We start from the raw sequence: 18,151 nt of genomic DNA, 5'->3' as shown, positions 1-18,151 counted from the left end.
GGCAGGACGGGAAGTGGAAATGACTGACTGAACCCACGGGCGGGTGAAATGAGGACACTCAAAGGTGACTGGTGGGCGGCGTGGTCGGTATTGGACAGACCGGTGCCGTCGGACTCAGTCCGGGGACGTGCTGGGCAGCCCTGGAATGCTGCCGGGGGAGCGCCGGTCGTCGCGCCGTTCCGCTGACCACGCAGCCGGAGGCGCCAGCCGTTCCTGGCTCGTCACGAACATCAGCACGCCACCACGGTGGCCGTTCGAGCTGTCCTGCGCGCTCGACGACGCCGTGGTCGGCGCGGTGGGCGCGGGCAGTTGGTTCGGTGCCGGCGCGGGCGTCGCGGGCTCGGGCTTCTGCCAGGCCAGGTCGCCGTGGGAGGCGGTCGTGTCGGCGGTCCCCTCCGCGCCTGCCGGGACCGGCGTCAGGTCCGGGGCGGGCACCGCGTCGTCCTGCGGCGCCGGCGACCCGGCAGCGCTCGGCAGCGCCTTGGCCGGCGGCTGCGCGGGAGCCGGGTCGGGCGGTGGCGGGACGCGGTCGGCGTGCAGCGCGGCGGCCTTGGCCGCGACCTTCGCCTCGTACAGCTCGACGGGCATGGTGTTCGACACCGCGCCCGTCCGGCGGTACGCGCTGCTCTCCGAGCCGCCCGAGTAGTAGAAGCCGGACTGCTGCGCCGTCGGGTCGGCCACCGCCTCGACCTCGACTTCACCGGCGGGCACCAGGTGCGCGGGCGAGGCCAGGGGGAGCGGGGACCCGAGAGCGACGGTGGGCTTCGGCGCGGTGGGTGGTGACAGGACCGCGGACGTCAGCGCCTGCACCGCGGCCGGGGTCAGGGCTGATGCCGGGGCCAGGGCGGGGGCCGGCGACAAGGCCGGGGCCGGGGTCAGGGAGAAGACCGAGGCAGGGGGCAGCACCGCCGGCACCGGGAGTTGCGACAGGGCCGCCGCCGGTGTCGGGATCGCGTTCGGCAGTTGCTCGTCGCCCGGCGGTGGTTCGGTGTTCGGCAGCGGTTCGGTGTTCGGCGGCGGCACGAGGGTGGGCGTCGTCGTCGGTGCCGAGGACGGGTCCAAGCCCGGTGAGCCGGGGTCCGGCGTGGACGGCGGCGGCGGTGTGCTCGTCGCCTGCTCGTCGCCGGGCTGGTCCGCCGCGGTGGTCGGCGGGGCGGTGGTCGGTGGGGCGGTGGTCGCGGTGTGCGGTGGCTCCACAGTGGTGTTCACCGTGTCGAGCGGCATCGCCGCCACGTCCGGGTGATCTTGGGTCTCGGCGGACGCCGAGGCGCCGCAACACAGCCACGCGGCCGTCGCCAAACCACCCACGACCAGCGCCCGGAGCAGCAGGGATCCGCTGCGGCGCACCGCGTCGGAGGCTGCCACCGGGGATCACCACCGTTCCGGTCAGGGCGAACGGGACCGACCGTTCGAGGTCGACGTGCTGTATGTCTAGCACTGGTCACCGCATTTTCGAACGTTCTGGCGCGGAACCCACTCGGAAGGGCGGTGTCGTGCGGCTGTCCGGGGCGTCGCGCCCGTCCGTGAACACCGTCCGTCGTGTTCATCGCATCGGGTGACCACAACAAGCGTCCCGTGTGGACACCGGGCATGGTGTCCGATGTGGATCTCGTCGACGTCGTCTCGCTGGCGGAAATCGCCGAGCGCTGTCGGGCGGAACAGCCCGACCTCACCGTGCACGACCCCGGTGGCCCGCAGGAGTGCCTGCTCCGTTCAGGTGAGCTGCTGGTCCGTTCGGACGGCGTGCCGATGGCGGTGGACCGGCTGCGCCGCTGGGTGGACCGGGTGGAGGACGCGGCGGACCTCGTGTTCGCCCGTATCCGCCTGCGGCCCGGCGAGGAGCCGGTGCGGATCGCCGCCGACAGCGGCTTGGCCGTCGCGCCCAACCACGTCCACGTCGGCAGCCCGATCATGATCGGCACGGCCCGGCCGCTGCCTCGCTCGGCACCGCCGCCGCCCGCGCCCGCCGAGGAGACGTGGGACGTGACGGCCGCCGTGCTCGACACCGGTCTCGACCCGCACCCGTGGTTCGCCGGCCGGGAGTGGTTCGCGGCGTCGGAGCACTCGCCCGAGGTGCTGGACGCCGACGGGCGACCGGGCCAGGACCGGCAGGCGGGGCACGGCACGTTCGTGACCGGCGTGCTGCTGACCCACGCGCCGGGCGTGCGGGTGCGGCACCGGCGGGTGCTGTCGTCACTGGGCCTGACCGACGACGCGACCGTCGCGGCCGGCCTGCGGGCGGTGCGCGGGACGGTCGACGTCATCGTGCTGACGGCGGGCTGCCACACGGCCGACGACACGTGCCCGCCCGTGCTGCGGCACGAGGTCGAACGGTCGGGCGCGACCGTCGTGGCCGCCGCGGGCAACGGCGCGACCACGCGTCCGGTGTGGCCGGCCGCCCTGCCCACGGTGGTGGCGGTGGGTGCGGACGCGCCGTTCTCCAACCACGGGCCGTGGGTGGACGCCATCGCGCCCGCCGTGGATGTGACCAGCAGTTTCGTTCGACTGGCGCCCTCGGCGGACGCCGTGCCGGGCACCGAGACGCGCGAATACGGCTACGCCCGGTGGAGCGGCACGTCCTTCGCCGCGCCCCGCGTCGCGGCCGACATCGCGCGGTTGCTGCACCTCGGCGTGCCGCCGGCGGAAGCCGTCCGGCAGGTCACCGCCCTCCAGCCGACGTGACGGGTGGCCGGTCCACCACGTGGGCGGACCGGCGGCTCACCCCGTGCCGAACCCGCGGCTCACCCCCGTGCCGGGCCGGCTCGCTCATCCCGCGCCGAAGCAGACGAACCCGAGGTCACCGTGGTCCAGCTGGGCGCGGGCCAGGGTGCGTGCCGGGGTGCCCAGGCCGGCGTGCAGGTCCACCATCAGCCCGACGACCCGGTCGTCCGGCACCGCCCGCACGCTCGCGACGACCACCCGCACCCCTCGGCGCAGCAGCGCGGGCGCCAACCCCGAGTCGCACGCCGACAGCACCACCACCGACGGCGCGCGGGTCAGGCGGTCGAAGTCGTAGCCGTGCACCGGTCCGTCGGCGAGTTCCAGGCGGGAGAACAGCGGCACGTCGGTCCGCCGCACGCCGTGCGCGGCGAAGTGCACCGCGTCCGCCCGCTCCAGGGCGTGCAGCGCCTCGCCGACCGTCGACACCCGCTCGCCGCCGTGCGCCCGGCGCAGCGCGCGGACCTCCCGCTCGGCGCAGCGCAGCGAGGGCCCGACCACCCACACCCGCCGGTCCACCCGCAGCGGCCTCCGGACCGCCGCCAGCCAGCAGCTCGCCGACGGCACGACGGACACCTCCCGCCCCCGGCACGACGGCAGCGCCGCCCACGGCACCCGGTCGAGCTCGGCGCTCGGCACGACCACGATCGGGCGGTCGCCGGCCGGCGCGGTCACGCGGTCCACGGCGGCGAGCACGTCGGGGTCGTCCGACAGCTCCAGCCTGATGGTGCGCCGTGCCGCCGCCCGCGCGTCGCCGAGGTCGTGCAACCGCGCGCCCCGCGCGGTCACGCACACGGCGGCCAACCGCCCACCGTGACCGGTGAAGCTGAGCAACGCCCTGTCACCCAACGAGTCCACGAGGTCCGACAGCGGGAACGCCGCGCGCCGGACGGTGCCCGCCGCCAGCGACAGCCGTCGGACCTCCCGTTCCAGCGCCACAACCCGGCGGTGGTCGTCGCGGGCGCGGGCCAGGCGCAGTTCCGCCAGCGCGTCGGCGGTCTCACGGGTCGGTGCGGGCGGGTCGGCGCGGCGGCGCTCGGTCCACCGCAGGGCGGCACCCGCGTCGCCGGCGGCCAGTGCGTGGCCGAGGGCGATGTCGACCAGTTCGGCGCCGGGCCACGTGGCCGGGTCGTGCAGGCGCAGACCCGCCGCACAGGCGGCCGCCGCGGCGCGCCGCGTGCGGGCCAGGCGGGCGCGGGCGAGCCAGCCGATGGCGCGCGACCTCGTGGTGCCGTGGTCGCGGCGGATGGCGTGGGGCTCGGTGGTCAGCCGCAGTTCGGCCGCGTCGTCGTGGTGGCCCTGCCGCTCGCAGGCCGCGGCGACGGCGGTGGCCGAACCCGGTGCGCCCGCGCGCAGCGCCACCGCCCGCGCGGCGGGCACCCAGCGGTCGCGGTGCTGGCTCCGGAAGAGGGCTTCGGCTCGTTCGGCCAGGGCGCGGGCGGCGGTCGGGTCGTCGTCCCGCAGCGCGCAGCGGGCCGCCAGGAGGAGTGCTTCCGGCAATCGCGAACCCCGGTCGCACCGGTCCAGGAGGTCCACGGCCGGGTTCAGGACGTTCCGGGCTTCGCGGATGAGACCCGCGCTGAGCAGGGCCTCCGCCCGGTCGAGCAACGCCTCGGGCCGGCGCGTGGTGCGCAGGCCCGCGCGTGCCGCGTGCTCGTAGTGCCGCAGCGCCGTCGGCAGGTTACCGGCGAGCATCGCGACGAAACCCCGGTTGTGCAGGCACATCGCCGCCCGGTCTGGCTCGCCGAGGGAGGTGAGGACGCCGTGCGCCGCGGTGAAGTCGGCGTCCGCCTCGGCGAGGCGCAGGGCGTAGGCGCGGGCGATGCCCCGACCGGTCAGCGCGTTGGCGAGCCAGCGCCGGTCACCCTGGCGGCGCAGAACGCGGATGGTCTTGGACAGGCTGGTGATCGCCAGCCTCGGGTCGGCCTGCTGGCACAGCGCGAGACCGCGCAGGCACTGGGCCCTGACCCGGTCCGGACCGGTGAACGTGGCCGCGTTCAGGTGCCGGGCGCACTCCTCGGCGTCGCCGCGGTCGAGCGCTATCCACGCCAGGGTGAGGTGTGGTCGCGGGCTGTCGGTGGTGGCCAGGGCGTGTTCGGCGAGGTGGCGGGCTTCGGTGAGGCGGCCCAGTTCGACCAGCGCCAGGCTGCGTTCGTGGGGGTCTCGGCTGTGGCGCAGGGTGTCGTGCGGCGCGGCGGTCGGGCTCGGGACCTCGTGCGGCGCGGTGGAGCCGGCGGTGTCGCGCGCGGCGGTGCGATTGGGGGCGTCGTGCGGTGCGGCGAGGCCGGCGGTGTCGTGCGGCGTGGTCGGGCAGGCGGTGTTGTGCGGCGTGGTCGGGCAGGCGGTGTCGTGCGGCGTGGTCGGGTCGGTGGTGCCGTGCGAGGTGGGGCCGGGGGTGTGCGAGGTTGCGCTCGGGCTCCCGGTCGGCGCGGTGCGGGCGGTCATGCGACGAACCAGCGGGTCGCGAGGTCGGGGTGGCCGTCCCGGTGCAGCACGAACCGCACCGGGCCCGGCGGCACGTCCTCCAGGTGGAACCAGCCCGCCGGGTCGATGTGGCCGGTCCGCGTCCCACCAGGCCAGTGGGCGACGGCGTGCGTGCCGGTGCGGGCGCGGCCGGTGACGTGCAGGCCCGTCGCCGTCGGTTCGAGGTGGAGGTCGAGGTCGGTGAAGCGCAGCGTCCGGACGTGGTCCGTCCCGCGCATCCCGGTGGGCGTCGTGTGGGCGGAGTCGGTGAGCAGGCGGGACAGCTGGGCCGCGCGACGTTCCGCCAGCGCCGCCTGTGCCCGCGCCACGAGGTGGGGCGGTGGCGGGTCGAGGCGGTCGAGCAGGTCGGCGAGCGAGTCGAGCAGGTCCGGGTGGTTCATCCGACGGTCTCCCTGGCGAGGCGGCGGCGCAGCACGTCGAGGCAGCGGGTGCGGGTGGGGCCCAGGCTGTTCGGCGGGATGCCCACGGTCTGCGCGATCTGGGTGAAGGACAGTTCCGGCGCGAACGCCACCAGGTGCAGGATGCGACGGCAGCGCTCGGTGAGGGTCGTGTACGCCCGCCACAGGCGGGCCTGGGTGTCGCCGGTCAGGACGTGCTCCTCGGGGGTCGGCTCGTCCGTCGCCGGTTCCCACAGGTCGATCGGCTCTTCCCGGCCGCGGACCCGCAGCACGGCCAGCGCCTCCCGCCGGGCCGTCGTGGTGAGCCACGCGCTCAGCCGGTCCGGTCGGCGGATCCGGGTGAGGTTCTGGGCGAGGATCAGCCACACCGTCTGGTTCACGTCGGCCGCGTCCTCGGGACCGAGCCGGTGCGACCGGGCCACCGCCCACACCAGGCGGATGTGCCGCCGCACTATCTCCCGCCACGCGCCCTGGTCGCCGCGGTGCGCCCTCGCCAGCAGTTCTGCGTTGTCCTGGTCTCGCATGCCGATGTGAGGGGTGCTCGGCCCGTCCGGCTCCCGGCACCGCCCGAAGGTGTGGCGCCGGGAACGCCCCCGCCTGCCCGCGCGTCTATGGGCCTTCCCGGCGCCTCGTCGGCGTCACTCGGTGCGGAGGCTCTCCGGGCGGATCGCCTGGCGCAGCGCCGGCAACGTGCACAGCGACACGACCAGCACCACCACGGCGGCCGAGGCGACGGTGGTGACGAGTTCGGTCCAGTCGACGCGGAACCGCTCCGCCGGGACCACCAGCCACGCCGTGCCGAGCCCGATCGGGACGGCCAGGGCGATGCCGAGCGCCGCGGGTATCGCCGACTGCCACAGCGTCGCCGCCGTGAGCACCTCGCGCGGGACGCCGTTCGCGACGAGCACGGCGGTGTGGCGGCGGCGTTCCCACACCTGGTCGACGGCCGCCGCCGCGAGGCCCACCACGGCCAGCAGGACCAGCAGCGCGGAACCGCCGATCACGCCGCCGCGCAGGGACGTGAACAGCTCCACCTGACCCGCCCGGAACGTCGACCGCAGCACCACCCCCCGGTCGACGCGGCCGGCAGCGGCGAGCAGGCCGTCGCCGAACGCCTGGTCGGGCGCGCCCACCACGACCAGCTCGGACGGCGGGATGGCGTCGAGCACCGGGTCGATCCCGCCGGCGACGAACAGCCCCGACTCCCGGCCCGGCACGGTGCGGTGCCGCGGCACGGTCCACGGACGCCCGCCGATGGCGACCTGCGTGCCGGCCGGCGGCACGCCGGGCCCGTCGGCGGACCGGTACGCGGCGCCGGGCACGCAGTCGTCGACGCCGAGGCGGGCCACGAGCTCCGGGCAGTCCGTGCTCACCACGACCAGCGGCACCGCGCCCTGTTCCGCGTGCGTGCGCACCTCGCTGACCCGGCGCACGCCGCCGACCAGCCCGATCGCCTCCTCCAGCGACCGGACGGGCGTGTGCGGCGTCACCTCCAGCACCCAGCGGTCCGGCTCGGACCGGGCGTTGAGCGCGGACTCGGCGGCGACCTGCGCGCCCACGCCCAGCAGCACCTGCAACGCCAGCGAACCGGTCAGCACCACGACCACGCCGGACAGCACGCGCGGCATCCCCGAGTCGGACCGCAACCCGCGCACCGCGAGCATCGGCGCGACCCGCTCCGGGTGCACCCGGTCGGCGACCCGCGCGACCAGCCAGGGCAGCACCGCGCCCGTGCCGGCGAGCACCAACCCGATCCCCGCGCCGAGCGCGAGGGCCAGCGGAGCGTCGACCACCACCTCCCGCGAGCTGCCGACCACGGAGATCACCACGAGCACCGCCACGCCCGCGCCGATCAGCGCGAACCGCCACCACGTCCGCCGCACCGGCGGGACGAAGGCCCGCGCCAGCCCCAGCGGCCCGACGTCGACCGCGCGCAGGGCGACCAGCGCCGACACCACCGCGACGACCGGCACGCCGACGGCGATCAGGACGCCCAGCAGCGGGTCGGGCAGCAGGTCGGTTGGGAAGAACCCGACACCCTCCACCTCGATGAACCGCGCCAGCGGGCGCGCGGCGAAGAACAGCGCGACCCCGACGAACAGCCCGAGCACCGCGCCGGTCAGCGTCTCGCCGCCGGCGATCCACCGGACCTGCGCGCGACTCGCGCCGACCAGCCGGATCGCGGCCAGCCGCCGGTCCCGCCCGGTCGCGCCGAGCCGGGTGGCGACCAGGACGAAGATCCCGAGCGGCACCAGCAGCGCGGTGATGCCCGCCACCATCAGCAGGCGGTAGACCGGCGGCAGCGTCGACCTCGGCCGGTCGGCGCCGAACCCGGAGGCCGGTCGCGCGCCTTCGGCGTGGACGTCCGACAGGCCCGCGTAGAAGAGCAGGGACTTCGGTCTGGGCAGCCCGGCGTCGGCGATGACGCCGATGACGCGTTCCGGGAACCGGGCACGCGCCGAGGCGTCGGTCTCGATGAGGTGCAGCAACTCGGGCGACACCACGACCTCGCCCGGACCGGGCAGGCGGCCGGCGCCGGGCGGCGCCGGCCGCTCGGACCCGGTGGCGGCGAGTTCGACGCCGACGATGCGGCGGCCCTGCCACGACACGACCACCTCGCGGGCGCGGAGCGGCCCGGCCTCCTCGATGAGGACGAGCGAGGCGGCCTGGACGCGCTCGGACTTGGCCTCCCGCGCCGGGCCGATGGACGCGGCGAGCAGCAGCACGACCACGCCCAGGCCGACGCCGGCGGCGGTCAGCGCCAACCTGGCCCACGAGGTCCGGCCGCCCCCGACGGCCAGCCGGACCCCGAGGACCAGGTCGGCGAACCACCTCGACTTCACCGGAGCCCACCCCGGTCGGGGCGGACACCGGTCGCCACCCTCCGCGCCGCTCGGAACGAGGCGAGGCGGGGGACGCTGCGGGACGAGAAGCGATCTGGAGCCACACCACTAGAGACGCCGCGGGCGGGAGTTTCGTGGGCTTCTGGCGCCATTGGGCCGATGATCACGTTTTCGCGGCTGCGGTTGCCCGAACGGGCCCTTCGTGCAGTGCGGTGTGCGCCGGGCCGAGGAGAGGGGCGTACCCGCCCGTCCGGGCGGCGGGCCGGCGCACCCCGGCGCTCGCACCGCCCGCTGCCTCCGGCTCGGCACCCGGCGGCAGCGGTGGTGGACCAGGCCGCACCGGTGGTGGACCAGATGGCAGCGCGCGTGGTCCCGGTGGCACCGCCGGCTGGCCCGGCGGCGCTGTTGGCCGGCCTGGCGGTGACGGTGGCAGACCTTGCGGCACCGCCGGGGGACTCGGCGGCACCGGTGACGGGTCGTGCGGCGGGTGCCGGGAGCGGCGGCGGGCTGTCGACCCTGCGATCGGGGCGGTCGGTGGAGGGCGGGCGTGGTGTGCCGTCGGGCTCGACGGCGTGGTCGTGGAGTGGCCGGTGTGGCGCGTCGCTGTTCCGGCGGGCCGGCCGGCCGGGGTGGTCGGCGGGTGCGCGTGGTGTGCCGTCGCGCGGGCCGGTGGGGTGGTGGGCCGGCGACGGGCGCGGTGCGCCGCCGCCCCCGCACGGGGGACGGGCGGCGCACCGGACCGTCGCGGTCATTCCGACCGCAGACCCAGCGCTCCGGTCGCCTTCCACAGCGACGGCAGGGTCAACAGCGTCACCGCCACCACCAGGGCCGCCGACGCGCCGCTGAGCACGGCGATCCCCGGCCAGTCGAGGACGATGGGCTGTTCGATGATGCGCAGCAGCAACACCGCCAGACCGGAACCGATCGCCGTAGCCACCACCAGGGCCAGCAGCAGCGGCACGGCGTGCTGCCAGAGCAGCGACCGGCCCAGCGCTCCCCTCGGCACACCGCTCGCCGCCAGCACCGCCAGCGGCCGCCTGCGCTCCCGGACCTGCTCCAGCGCCATGACCAGCAGGCTGGCGCCCGCCAGCAGCAGGGTGACCAGCGAACCCGCCAGCAGACCCCGGCGGATGCTGGTGAACTGCTTGATGCGCTCCGTCTGATCGACCGCGCCTTCGTAGTACGAAGTCGCGTGCCAGCTCAGGGGTGCGACGGCGTTGCGCGCGTTCTCCACGACGTCCGGATCGTTCGGGTCGACCTGCACCAGGACCTGCGTCGGGACCAGCGGCCTGTCCACGCCCCGGAGCGCGCTCGGAGTGAGCAGCAAGCCACCCGGCGCGTACGAGTCGGCCGTGCCCCTGATGTCGACCCTGGTGAAGTCCGGGATCGTCCACTCCGGTCCGAGCTGCTCGTCCTCGCCGCTGCGGTAGAGCAGCGTGGTCTGTCTGCCGGGCTGGACCTTCGCGTCGTAGGCGTCGGAGGTCGCGCCGTTGATGATGTAGAACGAGTCGCCGTCGTGGCAGGACGGCAGGTTGGCCGCCCGCAGGCGCAGCGTCTCGCAGCTCGCCACCGTCGCCGAGTGGTAGTCCTCGCCGATCTTGAACGAGAGGTACCGCACCGGGTGCACCCGGTCGCCGCCCGACGTGCGGTCGAGCAGCCCGACGACCTGCTCGGACAGCTCGGGCGTCGTCTCGGTCAGGCTCACCGAGAGCAGGCTCCGGTCGCCCTGGTCGATCGGTCGGTCCACGATCTTCGACTCGGCGCTGGCCAGCACCGACTGGAGCGCGATGCCGCCCGCCAGCACGACCGCCACACCGCCGACCACGCGCGCCGCCGTGCCGCTCTCCAACTGGAGCCGGCGGATCGCCAGCAACCACGACGGCGCGCCGCCGTGCAGCCTGCCGACCACCCGCTCGACCAGCCAGGGCAGCAACACCGGGATGCTCAGCAGCAACATCAGGATGCCGCCGACCACGACCGGCACGGACGCGTTCGCCTCGGTGCCGCCCAGCGCGCCCGCCTGGGACACCAGGGCCGCGGTGCCGATGAAGATCGGCACGGTCCGCCACCACATCACCCGGCGCACCGGCTTGGACCGGCGCACCACGCCCAGCGGCTCGATCACCGTGCGGCGCATGGCGACCAGCGACGTCACCACCGCCATCACCGGCACCAGCACGGCGATCAGCACGGCCAGCGGCAGCGACGGCGTCAGGTCGCTGACGAACACGCTGATGCCCATCAGCTCGACGCCCTCGACGAACTGCCGACCGGTCAGGAAGAGCACCGCGCCGACGGCCAGGCCGGCCAGCGCGCCGAGCAGCGCTTCACCCGCCGCGATCAGGCGCACCCGGTGGGCGGCCGCGCCGACCAGCCGCAGCGCGGCCAGCCTGCGGTCGCGCTCGGAGCCGCCCAGCCGCGTCGTGATGCCCACGAACACCAGCACGGGGAACAGCAGCGCGACCACGCCGACGATGATCAGCAGGGACAGCACCGGGTCGATCTTGCGGTCGCGCGACTCACCGCCGTAGGAACCCACCGCCCGCTTGGGGTCCGGGGGGATCGTCGCGTCGCCGGCGACGAAGACCAGGTCGCTCGGCGCGTTGAGCCCCGCCTGGGCGATCAGGCCCGTCCGCCGCTGCGGGAAGCGCTCGCGCAGCAGCTCACCGCCCGGTGAGTCGATCAGGTCGGCGAGCGCGGGCGAGACGACGATCTCGCCGTCGCCGGGCAGCTTCGACACGCCCGGCGGCACCGGCGCGCCCGGCCCGCTGGGCAGGACGTACGACCCGCTGATGACCTGGCCCCGGAACTCCGTCGCCCACTGGCGCAGGTGCAGCACGTCACCGGTCGCCCCGGCGGCGGCCGGCACGCGCTGGGCGGCGGCGGTGCGCGCCTCCCGGTCGGTGAGCATGGTCGGCACCGACGACGCCGCGAGCAGCACGGCGACACCGAGGCCGATGCCCGCGGCGGTGAGCGCGAGTCGGGTCCACGACGTGCGACCGCCGCCGAGCGCGAGCCGGACGCCCAGGAAGAGGTCGGACAGCGTGCGCTTCACCGGACCACCCCGTGCGGGCGGGACCGGCGCTCGGACGTGCCGCCGCGCGGGCGGGCACTCGCGGCCCGGACACCGCCGGCTCGGACATCGCCGGCTCGGACATCGCCGGCGCGGACATCGCCGACCCGCGCACCTACGGCCCGCGCGGCCGGGGCCCGGACACCGCAGGCCCGCACGCCCGGCAGCGGGGCTCCCGGAGTCGGGGCGTGTGCGACCAGGGCACCGGCAGCCGGGGCGTCGGGGATCAGGGTGTCCGCGGTCGGGGCACCCGCGGTCCGGGCGCCGGTGGTCCGGGCGCCCCCGGCTCGGCCGCCAGCGGCACCGGGAGCCGTGCCGACGGGCGCGGCGGCGGAGGGGCTCCTCATCGGACCGGCTCCACTTCCCGTGACCGGCCGTCGCGCACCACGACCTCGCGGTCGGAGTACGCGGCCACGCGCGCCTCGTGCGTGACCAGCACCACGGCGGCGTTGGTCTCCTTGGCGGCGGTGGTGAGCAGCTGCATCACGCGCTCGCCGTTCAGGGAGTCGAGCGCGCCGGTCGGCTCGTCGGCGAACACCACGCGCGGGCCCGTCACCAGGGCGCGCGCGACCGCCACCCGCTGCCCCTGGCCGCCGGACGTCTCACCGGGGCGCTTGGCGGCGATGTCGGCCACCTCCAGCCGCTCCAGCCAGTCACGGGCGCGCGACTCGGCCTCCCGGCGCTTCACGCCGCCCAGGCGCAGCGGCAGCGCCACGTTCTCCAGGCAGCTCAGCTCCGGCACGAGCTGGCCGAACTGGAACACGAACCCGAAGTCGGTGCGGCGGAGCTCGCTGCGCTCGCCGTCGGGCATGGCGCTCAGCTCGACGTCCCGGTACCGCACCACGCCCGAGTCCGGCGTGAGGATGCCCGCCATGCAGTGCAGCAGGGTCGACTTGCCCGAGCCGGACGGACCCATGACCGCCACGACCTCGCCCGCCCGCACGCTCAGGCCCGCGCCGTCCAGCGCGGGTGTCGGGCCGAACGACTTGCGCAGGTCGACGGCCTCCAGCAGGGCGCTCATCGGGACACCGCCGTGAGCTGCGCGGACAGCTGGCCGAGGCGGGCCGCCGTCAGCTCCAGCCAGCGCAGGTCCGCCTCCAGGTGGAACAGCGCGTGGTCGCAGATCAGCTGGTCGGCCAGGTCGCCGGCCGCCTTCCGCTGGGTCAGCCGGCGCATGGTGCGCAGGTGCGCGGACCGCTGCACGTCCAGCACCTCGTCGGCGCTGCGGCCGGACATCAGGGCCAGCACGACCTTCGCGTACAGCGTGTTCTGGAGGTAGGGCTCCGGCTTCTCCGGCGTGCTCAGCCACGCCTCCACGTCCGTCACGCCCGCGTCCGTGATGGCGTACCGCTTCCGCTCCGGGCCGTCGCCGGACTCGACGCCCGCCTCCTCGACGAGGCCGTTGCGCAGCAGCCTGGACAGCGTGTTGTAGACCTGCCCGTAGTGCAGCGGCCGGTCCTGGCCGAAACGCTCGTCGTAGGCCCGCTTCAGGTCGTATCCGTGCCGAGGGCCGGTTTCCAGCAGCCCGAGCAGGGTGTGTCCGATCGACATGCCGGCCACTATACACACGAGGTATACACACGGTTCATAGCCCAATCGGCGGTCACCCGAACGGGCAATGGCGCTAACCACTGACAACCGTTCGACGGTTACTTCGCCACATCCGGACGCGCTGACGCCTACAGTGGAGGAGTGACTGGTCTGGCGGCCGGCTGGGACCACGCGGCTCTCGCGCAGGGTCGAGCCGGCGATGCGGAACACGATGTGGAGCTGCTGCTCGCTTTCCTCAACACCCGAGACCTCGAACTCGGCACGGACGTCCTGGACAGCGCCGCCGCCTGGCGGGCGTGGGTCACCGAACGCGGCCTAGGCGATGTCGGCGACCTCGCGAGGGCACGTGCCGTCCGCGCCGCGCTGCGGGCGTCGCTGGGTGAACGGCACGACGGGCCCGACCCGACCCCGGCCGCGGGCCTGATCCGCGTCGACCTCAGCCACGGCGTGCCCACCATGTCCAGCGACGACGCCCTGGGCGCGGTGCTGGGCGCGGCGGCCCGGCTGGCGGTGCTCGGTTCGTGGGAGCGGTTCAAGATCTGCCAGGCGGACGGCTGCCTGTGGGCGTTCTTCGACCGATCCCGGAACCGCTCGCGCATGTGGTGCTCGATGCAGGTGTGCGGGAACCGCGAGAAGGCGCGCAACTTCCGGGAACGGCGCGCGCTCAGCGTCTCCTGAGGGGCGCCGGGCGGGGCGCACCTGGCGGGTTCAGATCACCAACTGGCCGATCGCGTAGATCGCCAGGCCCGCCAGGGCGCCCACCACCGTGCCGTTGATCCGGATGAACTGCAGGTCGCGACCGACCTGCAACTCGATCTTGCGCGAGGTCTCCTCGGCGTCCCAGCGCTCCACGGTGTCGGTGATCAGCGTGGTGATCTCGTCGCGGTAGTTGCCCACGACGTGCCCGGCGGCGCCTTCGAGCCACCCGTCGACCTTGGCGCGCATCGAGTCGTCCGACACCAGCCGCTCACCGAACGAGAGCAGGCCCGCGCGGATGCGCTTGCGCAGCTCGGAGGTCGGGTCCTCGGCGGCGGCCAGCAGCATCCCCTTGGCGGTGCCCCACGCCGACCCGATCAGCCGCTGCACGTCCGGGTGGTCCACGACCTGCTGCTTCACCGCCTCGGCCCGCCGCATCGTGGCCGGGTCGTGCTGGAGGTCGGCGGAGAACGAGATCAGGAACTGGTCGAGGGCCTTCCGCATCGGGTGGTCCTCGTCGGTCTTCACGGCCCACGCGAAGTTCAGCAGCTCGGTGTAGACCTTGTCGCCCAGCAGGGAGTCCATGAACTTCGGCGACCACACGGGCGACCGCTCGCTCACCAGGCCGACGATCCGGTCGTGGTTGTCCCGCACCCAGTCGTAGGCGCGGTCGCACATCAGGTCGACCAGCTTGTGGTGCGCGCCGTCGTTGAGCACCTGGCCCAGCAGCCTGCCCAGCGGCGGACCCCACGGCCGGTCGGTCAGCCGCCGCACCACCGCCTGCTCCACGATGGCCTGCACGTCGTCGTCCCGGAGCACCGCGATGGCGCCCTTGACCACGTTCGACAGCTCGGCCGTCACCCGCTCGGCGTGCTCCGGCTGGACCAGCCACGCGCCGATCCGCCGCGCGACGCCGACCCGCCGCAGCTTGTCGCGCACCACGTCCTCGGACAGGAAGTTCGTCCCGACGAACGACCCCAGCGCGTCGCCGAAGGTGTCCTTGCGGGTCGGGATGATCGCCGTGTGCGGGATGGGCAGCCCCAGCGGCCTGCGGAACAGCGCCGTCACGGCGAACCAGTCGGCGAGCGCGCCCACCATGCCCGCCTCGGCCGCCGCCCGCACGTACCCGATCCACGCCGGACCGCCGTCCTCGAACACCAGCGCGACCAGGAAGACCGCCGTCGCGGCCAGGAAGAAGCCCGTGGCGACGAGCTTCATCCGCCGCAGGCCCCGGCGCTTGACCTGGTCGGCCGCCGTCAGTTGCTCCACGACCCCATTGTCCGTGAAGATTCTGAGTCGTGCGGGAACCAGCGCTGGTCACCAGGATGCGACCGTTCACCTCGACGATCTTCGCGGAGATGACCGCGTTGGCGAACCGCACCGGGGCGGTGAACCTCGGCCAGGGCTTCCCGGACACCGACGGACCGGCCGGGATGCTCGCGGTGGCCAAGGAGTCCATCGACGCGGGGCTCAACCAGTACCCGCCCGGCCCCGGCATGCCGGTGCTGCGGCAGGCGATCGCCGAGCACCGGGCGCGGTTCGGCACCGCGTACGACCCGGACACCGAGATCCTCGTCACGGTCGGCGCGACGGAGGCCATCGCGGCGAGCCTGCTCGCCCTGGTCGAACCCGGTGACGAGGTCGTGCTGGTCGAGCCGTACTACGACTCGTACGCGGCGTCCGTGGCGCTCTCCGGCGCGACCCGGCGCACCGTCGGCCTGGTGGAGGAGCCCGGCACGGGCAGGCTCGGGCTGGACACCGAGGCGCTGCGCGCGGCCATCGGGCCAAGGACCAGGGCCGTCCTGCTCAACACGCCGCACAACCCGACCGGCACGGTGTTCAACCGCGCCGAGCTCGCCGAGGTCGCGCGGCTGTGCGTGGAGCACGACCTGGTCGCGATCACCGACGAGGTCTACGAGCACCTGGTGTTCGACGACCGCGAGCACGTCCCGCTGGCGACGCTGCCCGGCATGGCCGAGCGCACGGTCACCATCTCGGGCGCGGGCAAGACGTTCAGCTGCACCGGCTGGAAGATCGGCTGGGTGTGCGCGCCCGCCGCGCTCGTCGACGCGGTGCGGGCGGCCAAGCAGTTCCTGACCTTCGTGGGCGGCGCGCCGTTCCAGCCTGCCGTGGCGCACGCGCTGCGCGAGGAGCTGCCCTGGGTGGCCGAGCTGCGGGCGTCGTTGCAGGACAAGCGGTCACGCCTGGCCGAGGGGCTCACCGCGGCCGGGTTCGCCGTGCGGCCGAGCGAGGGCACGTACTTCATCACCGCCGACGTCCGCCCGCTCGGCTTCGCCGACGGCGCCGAGCTGTGCCGCGAGCTGCCCGGCCGGATCGGCGTGGCGGGCGTGCCGGTCCAGGTGTTCACCGACCACCCGGACCGCTGGCGGCACCTCGTGCGGTTCGCGTTCTGCAAGCGGGACGAGGTGCTGGACGAGGCGGTCGCGCGGCTCCACCGGCTAAGCGCCTGACCGGACCGGCGTCCGCGCGCCGGCCAGCCGCTCCTGCACGAGCGCGTGCCGGAACTGGTAGCAGGCGCCCGCCTGCCGCAGCACGCCGAGCCTGCGCGCGTCGTCGAGGAACACCATCAGCTCCCACGGCAGCTTGCCGCGCACCGCCAACCACACCCGCGCGACCGTGAACCACCACCACCGCAGGTGCAGCACGGACAGCGTGAACCCGAGCATCAACCCGCAGGCCAGCCCCAGCCCCACCATGCCGGACTGCTTCGGCCCGAACACCAGCCCGGCCGCCGCGCCGAACACCACGGCCAGCACCAGCGACCCGGTCCACACCGCGATCCGGTCCCGCGCCATCGTCCACTTCGGACCGGTCGGGTGGGTCAGCTCGGCGCTGCTGCCCAGGGCGAACCGCAGCGCCACGGCCACCGCCAGCCCGAGCCCGACCACCAGCCCGGCGGACAGCCCGTAGAGCGCGCCGAAGACCAGCCCGACCGCCGTGCCCAGCACACCGCTGACCACCACGAGGCTCCGCCAGACGCCCAGCTGGGGCTTGGGCTCGCGGCTGCGCGAGGCGTTCAGCGCGGCCACCGCCACCGCGAGCCCGGCGACCAGCCCCGTCACCGGCGCGAGGCGGGGCGTGCCCGCGTAGGCCATCAGCCACCCGACCCCGAACCCGCCGATGGAGCCCAGCACGACCGCGCCCAGCAGGGCCAGCCACCGCCGACCGACCGAGCGCCGCAGCTCCCACCAGGCGAGGTCGGTGATCCCGCGCGCCCGCATCTCCTCGGCGAGGAACGTCAGCCACCGGACGGCCTTGTCCCGGGGCCACACCTGGCTGGCCCGCGCCTGGTGCGCCACACCGCGGTCGCCGAACGCCCCGGCGACCATCGCGTCGACCAGGTGGTCCTCGATCGCCCGGCGGTCCGGGAACCGGCTCCGGTCCAGCAGCTCGCTGGGCTCGCCGTCGGCGTAGACGACACCGGCGAGCCACACGGCGAGCGGCGTCGACAGGGCGTCCGCGAGCCGCCCGTCCGGCTCGGCCCGCAGGTGGAGGAAGATCGGCTCCCACCGGGCGGCCGTGACGGGGTCGGAGTGCGACCGCAGGTAACCGGCGATCTCCTCGTGGTCCAACGGGTGCAACCGCACCACGTCGGCGCCCGCGACCGGGACGCCCGCCTCGTCGAACTCGTCGCCCCGGCTCGTGACGACCAGCGGGGTGGCCGCCGGGAAGGCCCGGTTGATCCGCGCGAGGGCTTCGGCGCGCTTGCCCGCCGGAATCCGGTCCAGCCCGTCCAGCACGGGGAACACGCGGCGCTGCTCGACCAGCAGGTCACCGGCGTAGCTGCCGTACAACTCGGTGTTGCGCAACGCCGGGTGCTCTTCGTACAGCCGGCGGGTCATCCAGGTGCGGACGTCCTCGGCCTCGGGGTCCCAGGTGGACAGCGACAGCGGGAACGGCACCGGGCCGCCCTCGTGGTGGTCCAGCAGGCCGATGGTGAGCAGCATGGCGATCGTGCTCTTCCCCGCGCCCGCCTCGCCCAGGAACACCATGCGGTGCTGCCTGCGGAACGCGCCCACCACGGCGTCGCTGTGCCCCGGACGACCGTTGAGCGAACTCCAGTGCAGGTCGAGGACGTCCTCGCCGAGGCCGCGCGCCCGGCACTCCTCCGTCCACTGGGTGTGCAGGGCGACGGCGAGCGCCCGCGTGGCGGCGTCGAGGTTGTCGTCCGTGGCGAGGCCCGCGGCGCGGCGGCGGTGCAGCCAGGGGTCGAACGCGGCGAGGAACGCGAGGAACCCGAGCGCGAGCCCGGACAGCCAGAGATCGGGCTCGATCCCGTAGTCGGTGACGAACAACCCGGCCGCCGCGAGGAGGGCGGCCAGGACACACCCCACGAGCACGGCGCGCTGACGATATCGGGACACGAA

General features: G+C 74.9%; 13 protein-coding genes. 3 read left to right on the top strand and 10 right to left on the bottom strand.

Features of this window, described 5'->3' with window-relative positions; all coding sequences use genetic code 11:
- Window positions 1–114: 114 nt before the first annotated feature.
- Window positions 115–1,365, bottom strand: coding sequence for a hypothetical protein (locus C8E97_RS33420; protein ID WP_147455301.1), 1,251 nt, complete (start codon window positions 1,363–1,365; stop codon window positions 115–117).
- Window positions 1,366–1,590: 225 nt separating this feature from the next.
- Between C8E97_RS33420 and C8E97_RS33410 the strand changes: the two genes are divergently transcribed.
- Window positions 1,591–2,682, top strand: a complete 1,092-nt coding sequence (locus C8E97_RS33410; protein ID WP_170212067.1) for a S8 family peptidase — start codon at window positions 1,591–1,593, stop codon at window positions 2,680–2,682.
- 84 nt (window positions 2,683–2,766) lie between these two features.
- Here the strand turns inward: C8E97_RS33410 and C8E97_RS33405 are convergent, their stop codons facing one another.
- From C8E97_RS33405 to C8E97_RS33375, 7 genes are all read right to left on the bottom strand, one after another.
- A complete protein-coding gene (locus tag C8E97_RS33405) occupies window positions 2,767–5,163 on the bottom strand; it encodes a CHAT domain-containing protein (RefSeq protein ID WP_121010375.1) in 2,397 nt (798 codons plus the stop codon).
- Window positions 5,160–5,582 (bottom strand): hypothetical protein, encoded by a 423-nt coding sequence (locus tag C8E97_RS33400; protein WP_121010372.1) that lies wholly within the window; start codon window positions 5,580–5,582, stop codon window positions 5,160–5,162. Before C8E97_RS33400 ends, C8E97_RS33405 begins: the two co-directional genes overlap by 4 nt.
- On the bottom strand, window positions 5,579–6,124 hold the full coding sequence (locus C8E97_RS33395) for an RNA polymerase sigma factor (RefSeq protein ID WP_121010369.1): 546 nt from the start codon (window positions 6,122–6,124) through the stop codon (window positions 5,579–5,581). The genes C8E97_RS33400 and C8E97_RS33395 overlap by 4 nt, the downstream gene beginning before the upstream one ends.
- Before the next feature lie 114 nt (window positions 6,125–6,238).
- The gene (locus tag C8E97_RS33390) at window positions 6,239–8,443 is read right to left on the bottom strand and encodes an FtsX-like permease family protein (RefSeq protein ID WP_121010366.1); all 2,205 of its coding nucleotides are present in this window, start codon (window positions 8,441–8,443) and stop codon (window positions 6,239–6,241) included.
- Between the two features lie 748 nt (window positions 8,444–9,191).
- Complete coding sequence (locus tag C8E97_RS33385; RefSeq protein ID WP_121010363.1) at window positions 9,192–11,498, bottom strand: FtsX-like permease family protein; 2,307 nt, start codon at window positions 11,496–11,498, stop codon at window positions 9,192–9,194.
- 361 nt (window positions 11,499–11,859) lie between these two features.
- Complete coding sequence (locus tag C8E97_RS33380; RefSeq protein WP_121010360.1) at window positions 11,860–12,537, bottom strand: ABC transporter ATP-binding protein; 678 nt, start codon at window positions 12,535–12,537, stop codon at window positions 11,860–11,862.
- Window positions 12,534–13,067, bottom strand: coding sequence for a PadR family transcriptional regulator (locus C8E97_RS33375; RefSeq protein ID WP_121012906.1), 534 nt, complete (start codon window positions 13,065–13,067; stop codon window positions 12,534–12,536). The genes C8E97_RS33380 and C8E97_RS33375 overlap by 4 nt, the downstream gene beginning before the upstream one ends.
- A gap of 141 nt (window positions 13,068–13,208) precedes the next feature.
- Between C8E97_RS33375 and C8E97_RS33370 the strand changes: the two genes are divergently transcribed.
- Window positions 13,209–13,745, top strand: a complete 537-nt coding sequence (locus tag C8E97_RS33370) for a CGNR zinc finger domain-containing protein (protein WP_246019313.1) — start codon at window positions 13,209–13,211, stop codon at window positions 13,743–13,745.
- A 30-nt stretch (window positions 13,746–13,775) separates the two neighbouring features.
- On the opposite strand, the gene C8E97_RS33365 is transcribed toward C8E97_RS33370, so the two are convergent.
- The gene (locus tag C8E97_RS33365) at window positions 13,776–14,981 is read right to left on the bottom strand and encodes a DUF445 domain-containing protein (RefSeq protein WP_121012902.1); all 1,206 of its coding nucleotides are present in this window, start codon (window positions 14,979–14,981) and stop codon (window positions 13,776–13,778) included.
- An 80-nt stretch (window positions 14,982–15,061) separates the two neighbouring features.
- Here C8E97_RS33365 and C8E97_RS33360 point away from each other — a divergent pair, with 80 nt between their 5' ends.
- Window positions 15,062–16,234, top strand: coding sequence for a pyridoxal phosphate-dependent aminotransferase (locus C8E97_RS33360; RefSeq protein WP_121010357.1), 1,173 nt, complete (start codon window positions 15,062–15,064; stop codon window positions 16,232–16,234).
- Here the strand turns inward: C8E97_RS33360 and C8E97_RS33355 are convergent.
- Window positions 16,223–18,148 (bottom strand): NACHT domain-containing protein, encoded by a 1,926-nt coding sequence (locus tag C8E97_RS33355; protein WP_246019312.1) that lies wholly within the window; start codon window positions 18,146–18,148, stop codon window positions 16,223–16,225. The genes C8E97_RS33360 and C8E97_RS33355 overlap by 12 nt on opposite strands.
- Window positions 18,149–18,151: the final 3 nt, after the last annotated feature.

Source organism: Saccharothrix australiensis, from assembly GCF_003634935.1.
Classification (GTDB): domain Bacteria; phylum Actinomycetota; class Actinomycetes; order Mycobacteriales; family Pseudonocardiaceae; genus Actinosynnema; species Actinosynnema australiense.
The sequence above is the reverse complement of the archived record's forward strand: the minus strand, read 5'-3'. Positions and strand labels throughout refer to the sequence as shown.

What these genes read in the sequence shown, in the direction of transcription:
- C8E97_RS33410 (WP_170212067.1), top strand. Translation starts at nt 1,591, where the DNA reads ATGGTGTCCGATGTGGATCTCGTCGACGTCGTCTCGCTGGCGGAAATC.
- C8E97_RS33405 (WP_121010375.1), bottom strand. Translation starts at nt 5,163, where the DNA reads ATGACCGCCCGCACCGCGCCGACCGGGAGCCCGAGCGCAACCTCGCAC.
- C8E97_RS33400 (WP_121010372.1), bottom strand. Translation starts at nt 5,582, where the DNA reads ATGAACCACCCGGACCTGCTCGACTCGCTCGCCGACCTGCTCGACCGC.
- C8E97_RS33395 (WP_121010369.1), bottom strand. Translation starts at nt 6,124, where the DNA reads ATGCGAGACCAGGACAACGCAGAACTGCTGGCGAGGGCGCACCGCGGC.
- C8E97_RS33380 (WP_121010360.1), bottom strand. Translation starts at nt 12,537, where the DNA reads ATGAGCGCCCTGCTGGAGGCCGTCGACCTGCGCAAGTCGTTCGGCCCG.
- C8E97_RS33375 (WP_121012906.1), bottom strand. Translation starts at nt 13,067, where the DNA reads ATGTCGATCGGACACACCCTGCTCGGGCTGCTGGAAACCGGCCCTCGG.
- C8E97_RS33365 (WP_121012902.1), bottom strand. Translation starts at nt 14,981, where the DNA reads ATGAAGCTCGTCGCCACGGGCTTCTTCCTGGCCGCGACGGCGGTCTTC.